Genomic DNA, 6,466 nt, shown 5'->3' with positions numbered 1-6,466 from the left:
CCTACATACATTATGCACGAAAACTTTCGGTTAGGCACTTATCACTTTTAAATGATAAATAGTTTCCTTAGCGTTTAAGTCACTTATTAAGATCGTTTTGCCGATGTGCTAAAAGTACATCGGCTTTTTGCGTTATGCTATCTATGATAATAATTAAGTGGTTTTAGAAAGCGTGCATGAATACGCCTTGGTAAGGCGTGGTTAGTCTAAGAGTTTCTTTGTCGCTGGCGTTTGGCGCTTTTTCTCGCGGCGACGCTGCTTGGCTAATGCGTTGCCGTTAGCCAGTTCCTCTAAGTAGGCGATTTCTTCGTCGCTGAGCGGTTTGCGCGGTTGGTTTGTCATTGATGTCACCACATTGTCAGGCCTTTCTGGCACGCTAACGATGAACAATGACATCAATATGAAAGGAGCCATTAAGATGCGTTTTAGCCGCTATGGGATTGCGCTAGGGGGAGTCACTTACCAAGAGGAAGGGCTTGCGGGCCGTTTCTATTGAGTGAAACGGCCCGGTGTACTCACATCGTCATGATGCTTTCAAAGCCGCCATAAATAAGACGCTTGCCATCAAAGGGCATGGGATTAACGTCCATTTGTAAGCGTGGATCTTCCATGACTTTTGGCATAGCGACATCGCGTACCGCTTTGGAAGGCCACTCTATCCATGAAAAAACAACGCTTTCGTCATCTTTTCGCTTAACCGCCATGGAGAACGAGGTGACCTCGCCTTCGGGAACATCATCTTCCCAACACTCTACCACTCGCAGTGCGCCGAACTCTTTGAACACTTCTGCGGCGGCGCGGGCGTGCTCAATAAACTCAGATTTATTAGCGGTCGGCACGGCAGCGATGAAGCCATCGACATAGGGTGTGGCGGTAGTGTTCATGCTGTTTCTCCTGCGTTTGCTTTGGGTGGGAGTTCTCGAGCGGGGCGTACTTCAATGCTGCCCAGCCGAGCTGGCGGGATGCGGCTAGCCAACTGCAGTGCCTCATTCAAGTCGCGAGCTTCCAGTAGGTAGAAACCAGCCAGTTGCTCTTTGGTTTCGGCAAAGGGGCCATCGGAGATCAGTGTCTCGCCATCACGCACGCGCACGGTGGTTGCGGTCTCCGTTGGTTGTAACGGCTGCCCGGAAAGGTAGTTGCCGCTGGCGCTCAGGCGCTCGACCCCCGCGATACACTCCTGGTTGAGGTCGTACCACTCCTGTTCGCTCATGGCATTGATGATTTGCTCTTGGTAATACACTAGCGCAACGTACTTCATGGAGCGTCTCCTTCGGTGGCTGAGGGGCAGTTTTCTGACGGAACGTTGACCATCCAGCCGACGCCAAAGCGGTCGGTTACCATGCCGAACCCTGGCGACCAGAAGGTGGCTTCGAATGGCATGACAATCTTTCCACCCTCCGCTAGTTGAGCAAAGGTTCGTGCGGCTTGCTCAATATCCTGATACTCCAGTTGAATCTCTACCCCTTGAGGTGGTGTATAGCAGTCAGCCGCCATATCGGCACCCATCAAGCGGCGTCCACGCAGGTTCAGCGAGGCATGGATAACGTGGTCATGAAGGGTGGTCGGTACGTGTTCAGCGGCAGGCGTTTCAGCGTAAGTCAGTAGGCATTCCAACTGGCCACCAGTGACGTCGGCATAAAACTGCATGGCCTCACGGCAAGTGCCGGGAAAGGCAACATGCACGTTCATGGCATCCGGCACACGGGCAAGGTTACGGTGCTGCTCAATGCCGGCACCGGGCTCAAAATCCTCCAGCGAGAAGAAGCGCCGCAGCTCAAGTGTCACGTTGCCATCGGCATCTTGGGTGGGCCACTGCTGAGCCCAATGAATGGCCTCTTCCAGCGTTGGCGCTTCTAGTACGCTGTAGCCAGCAATGCGCTCACTGGGGGGCGAAAATGGTCCTGGGATAACGGTGGGAGTACCCTTATCGAAGCGGATCAGGCAGCCATCGCTGGTTGGACGTAAGCCATCACCGCCTAAAAATACACCAGCCTCAGTTAAACGCTGGTTATAAGCGGCCATGTCGGCAAGCAGTTCTTGGGAGGGCATAACGCCGTTTTCGGTATTGGTATCGGCACGGCGAATTAGCATGAATTTCATTGAGAGTCTCCTGGATGATCCGAGGGGGTACTCTTACTAATCGTTTGGGGCGAGCTGAAATCGACATGGTCGGACTATTTTTTTATCACGTTTTTTATCAATGCTGTTTTAGCTCAGACAGCCGCCTGCGCAAAAAGCGCTTCTCTGGATCAAGCGTCGCCAGCACGAGCGCCTGCTGATAGGCACTGCGCGCTGCATCATATTGGCCTTGGCGGCGCAGTAAATCCGCTTGTGCCGCGTATAATAAGTGGTAGCGGCTCATTTGTGGGTGATGGACTAACTCATCGAGAAGCTGCAAACCGGTTGCCAGCGCGCCATTCATGGCGATGGCCACTGCGCGATTGAGTGCCAGAATGGGTGAGGCATTGTGGCGGCATAGCGCATTGTAGAGTCGTACGATTCTTCCCCAGTCGGTCTGTTCGGCGCTGCTAGCCTGTGAGTGTTCCGCGGCAATTGATGCCTGTAGGGTGTAGTAGCCGGTTGGAGTGAGCGCTAGTGCCTGCTCAAGCCATTCGATACCGCTATTAATATCCTCTTGGTGCCACAAATCTCTGTTTTGTTCGTCCAGGGTGACTAAGTCACCCGCGCTGTCTTGGCGTGCATCGCGACGAGCATCATTAAGCCGCATCAGTGCCATCAACCCGAACACCTCGCCACTGGGTAGCAGCCTTGCTAACGCCTCACCGAGGCGCATGGCTACCTTCGTCAAGCTAACATCAACGACCTGGCTGCCCATGCTGCGTGAGTAGCCTTCGTTGAACACTAAATAGATAACCTGGAGTACATCCGGCAGGCGCTCGGGAAGTGCTTCGCTGTCAGGCACCGCGTAGGGGATGCGGGCATCGCGAATTTTGCGCTTAGCGCGCACGATGCGTTGAGCCAGCGTAGTGGGCTTCATAAGTAACGCACTCGCCACCTGTTCGGTAGTGAGGCCGCACATTTCCCGCAGGGTTAATGCCACGCGGGCTTCCATGCTCAGGCTTGGGTGACAGCAGGTGAACAACAGGCGCAGTGCATCGTCTTGAATCGTCGCTGGTTCTAGATCCAGTGTCTCTTCGGCGGGTAACAGCAAATGAGCTCGGCGGCGTGCCGTGCTGCGTTGGCGAATTTGATTAACCCCACAGTGGTAGCCGGTACGAATTAACCAGGCTTGAGGGTTGTCGGGTGAACCGTTAATTGGCCATTGCTGAACCGCTGCCACAAACGCATCCTGCATTGCTTCTTCGGCAAGCTCAAAATCCCCTAGCAAGCGAATCAGAGTCGCCTGTACGCGCCGGGAATGATCGCGGTATAAGCTGTCGAGGTCATTACATTCTGTCTTCATAGACCAGTATTCATCATAGAGATCCATACGCTACTACCGGCAAAAATAGCTGAGCAGCGAGTTATTGTTATTAGCTCAAACGTAGCGCATGAAGTCTCCGATGATGTGCTTTTCTTATGCAAGTTTTTCTTAAGTCGCGCTGTCAACCATCGGTGCGCTTTTGAGTGGTGCTGTTAAAAGGATGAAGAGCATCGCGGGGCACGTAGAAACGTAGTGCTTCACCTTCACGAACGGCTGGCTGGCCCGCGGTGCGAATCACCGTGGGTTGCTCGCTGTCGGCGAGATTAACGTATAGATGGCTTTCCGCACCTGCCGCCTCAAAGAGCATGAGTGTTGCGTCGATGGCTAGGTGTGGCGCATCGGGTGCGGTGAGGTGCATATCATCTGGGCGAATGCCGAGGATATCGGTGCCTGCAGGGAGGTGTTCCAGCATGCTGCTGTTTTGAGTACGCAGATAATCCAGCGGCAACATGTTCATTGCCGGAGAGCCAATAAATTCCGCAACGAACATGGTGGCCGGACGGGCGTAGATCTCCATCGGGGTGCCAACCTGCTCAATTTGCCCGGCATTTAGCACGACCAAACGGTCGCCCAGGGTCATGGCTTCCAGCTGATCGTGGGTGACATACAGGCTGGTGGTTTTTAGGCGACGCTGTAGCTGTTTAATCTCCACCCGCATTTGCACGCGCAGCTTGGCATCCAGGTTGGAAAGCGGTTCATCAAACAAGAAGGCTGAAGGCTCGCGCACCAGCGCTCGGCCCATGGCTACCCGCTGGCGCTGGCCGCCGGAAAGCTTGCGCGGTTTGCGCTCCAGGAAGTCTTCAATCTCCAGCATCTTGGCCGCTAAGCGCACGCGTTTATCGATGTCATCTTTTTTAAAACCGCGGTTCTTTAAGCCATAAGCAAGGTTGTTGTAGACGGTCATGTGCGGATAAAGCGCGTAGTTTTGGAACACCATGGCGATATCGCGCTCAGCGGGCTCTAACTTATTGACTACCCGGTCGCCGATTTTGAGCGTGCCTTCGGTAATGGTTTCAAGCCCCGCGACCATGCGTAGCAGGGTCGATTTGCCACAACCGGATGGCCCGACGAGTACCACAAATTCGCCATCTTCAATCTGTAAGTCGATGCCTTTGACGGCGTGAACATCGCCGGTATAGGTTTTCTTCAGCCCTTCCAAGGTAATACTGGCCATCTTATTTCTCCGTCTCGGTCAGGCCTTTCACAAATAGGCGTTGCATAAACAGAATCACTAATACCGGCGGTAGCGCTGCCATCACCACTGCCGCCATAATCAAGTGCCACTGGGGGTTCTCTTCTGAGGTCATGCGCTGAATACCCATCACGATGGTGTAGTAGTCAGGGTCGGTGGTGATCAGCAGTGGCCACAGGTATTGGTTCCAGCCATAGATAAACATGATCACAAACAGCGCGGCGATATTGGTCACTGACAGCGGCATTAAGATGTCTTTAAAAAACTTCAGTGGCCCGGCGCCGTCGACGCGAGCAGCTTCGAGCATTTCTTCGGGAATGGTCATAAAGAACTGGCGGAACAGAAACGTCGCGGTGGCCGAGGCAATTAGCGGAATCGACAGCCCGGCAAAGCTATTGAGCATGTTGAGATCCGCAACGACCTGAAACGTGGGAATAATGCGCACTTCGACGGGCAGCATTAGCGTGACGAAAATTAGCCAGAAAAAGAACATCCGAAAACGAAAGCGGAAGTAAACAATCGCAAACGCCGACAGTAGCGAGATCGACAGTTTTCCTACGGTAATCGCCATGGCCATAACAAAACTGTTCCATAGCATCATGCCTGCTGGTGGGGCTCCTGCGTTGGAAACGCCGGACTGCCACATACGGGTAAAGTTTTCGATACCGTGAGCGCCGGGCAGCATCGGCAGCGTGCCGCGTAGCAAGTCGCCTGGCGCCTGGGTAGACGCTACGAGCGCAACGTACACGGGGAACACCACCACCGCGACGCCAATCATCAACGTCAGATGAGCAAAAAAATTCGCCCAGGGTCGGTTCTCAACCATTGAAAGTCTCCCAAACAATTAGCCAGTGGTGTTAGTAGTTCACGCGGCGCTCGATAAAGCGGAACTGCACCACCGTGAGCGCGACCACAATGGCCATTAGAATCACTGACTGAGCGGCCGACGAGCCTAAATTCAAACCCACGAAGCCATCGGCGTAGACCTTATAGACCAGCGTGTTGGTGGCCTGGGCGGGGCCGCCTTGAGTAGTAGCGTGAATAATGCCGAACGTGTCGAACATGGCGTAAACCACGTTAACCACCATCAAGAAGAAGGTGGTTGGCGTGAGCAGCGGGAAAATAATCGTCCAGAAGCGCTTCATGGGGCTTGCGCCGTCAATGGCCGAGGCTTCGATCAGTGATTGAGGGATTGACTGTAAGCCAGCGAGGAAGAACAGAAAGTTATAAGAAATCTGCTTCCAGGCGGCGGCAAAAACCACCAGCATCATGGCGTCTGCGCCCGAATTACGGTGGTTCCACTGGTAGCCGACCATGTCCAGTATGTAGGGCACAATGCCAATCGACGGGTTGAAAATAAACCACCACAGCACACCGGCAATGGCAGGGGCAATCGCATAGGGCCATACCAGCAACGTGGTGTAGGTGCTGCGTGAGCGGATCATGCGGTTAACCGTGCTCGCTAACAGCAGCGCAACGGACATGGAGAGTAGCGTGGTGCCTACCGCAAACACCACTGTCACGGAGAGCGAGTTAAGGTAAGCGCCATCGCGAAACAGGCGAGCAAAGTTTTCCAAACCCACAAAGGTGGTGCGTAGCCCAAAGGCATCTTCTCGTAGCAGTGATTGGTAAAGCGCTTGGCCGGCTGGCCAGATAAAGAAAATCAGCGTGACAATGACCTGAGGAGCCAGTAAGGCGTAGGGCAGAAAACGCCCAGGGAAGGTCATGCGTTTGGTTTGCATAGGCGACGTATCCTGCGTCTATAAACGGCACCAATAAGTAGGGCACTTAACAACAGGCACGCCGCCTGCCAGGGGCAGGCGGCGGAT

Annotated in this window: 8 protein-coding genes; all 8 read right to left on the bottom strand. The window is 54.0% G+C overall.

All coding sequences use genetic code 11. The annotated features are described in order from the left end of the window. Positions 1-201 precede the first annotated feature (201 nt). The 8 genes from INT21_RS11415 to ugpA all read right to left on the bottom strand — a co-directional run bounded on the left by INT21_RS11415 (position 202) and on the right by ugpA (position 6,379). Positions 202-342, bottom strand: coding sequence for a hypothetical protein (locus INT21_RS11415; RefSeq protein WP_157698051.1), 141 nt, complete (start codon positions 340-342; stop codon positions 202-204). Positions 343-515: 173 nt separating this feature from the next. Further along, complete coding sequence (locus INT21_RS11410) at positions 516-884, bottom strand: DUF1428 domain-containing protein (RefSeq protein WP_193061174.1); 369 nt, start codon at positions 882-884, stop codon at positions 516-518. Next, positions 881-1,258, bottom strand: a complete 378-nt coding sequence (locus INT21_RS11405) for a YciI family protein (protein ID WP_089039979.1) — start codon at positions 1,256-1,258, stop codon at positions 881-883. The genes INT21_RS11410 and INT21_RS11405 overlap by 4 nt, the downstream gene beginning before the upstream one ends. After that, the gene (locus INT21_RS11400; RefSeq protein ID WP_193061173.1) at positions 1,255-2,100 is read right to left on the bottom strand and encodes a YciI family protein; all 846 of its coding nucleotides are present in this window, start codon (positions 2,098-2,100) and stop codon (positions 1,255-1,257) included. Before INT21_RS11400 ends, INT21_RS11405 begins: the two co-directional genes overlap by 4 nt. 97 nt (positions 2,101-2,197) lie before the next feature. Further along, positions 2,198-3,424 (bottom strand): RNA polymerase sigma factor, encoded by a 1,227-nt coding sequence (locus INT21_RS11395; protein ID WP_193085211.1) that lies wholly within the window; start codon positions 3,422-3,424, stop codon positions 2,198-2,200. A 142-nt stretch (positions 3,425-3,566) separates the two neighbouring features. Then, positions 3,567-4,619: a sn-glycerol-3-phosphate import ATP-binding protein UgpC gene (locus tag INT21_RS11390; RefSeq protein ID WP_193061171.1), complete on the bottom strand. Its 1,053-nt coding sequence runs from the start codon at positions 4,617-4,619 to the stop codon at positions 3,567-3,569. Position 4,620: 1 nt separating this feature from the next. After that, positions 4,621-5,463: a sn-glycerol-3-phosphate ABC transporter permease UgpE gene (ugpE, locus tag INT21_RS11385; protein WP_193061170.1), complete on the bottom strand. Its 843-nt coding sequence runs from the start codon at positions 5,461-5,463 to the stop codon at positions 4,621-4,623. Positions 5,464-5,494: 31 nt separating this feature from the next. Beyond that, positions 5,495-6,379: a sn-glycerol-3-phosphate ABC transporter permease UgpA gene (ugpA, locus tag INT21_RS11380; protein ID WP_193061169.1), complete on the bottom strand. Its 885-nt coding sequence runs from the start codon at positions 6,377-6,379 to the stop codon at positions 5,495-5,497. Positions 6,380-6,466 lie beyond the last annotated feature (87 nt).

Origin of the sequence: Halomonas sp. 3F2F, assembly GCF_014897805.1 — a bacterium.
Taxonomy (GTDB): Bacteria; Pseudomonadota; Gammaproteobacteria; order Pseudomonadales; family Halomonadaceae; genus Vreelandella.
This window is presented reverse-complemented; position numbering and strand designations above follow the sequence as displayed.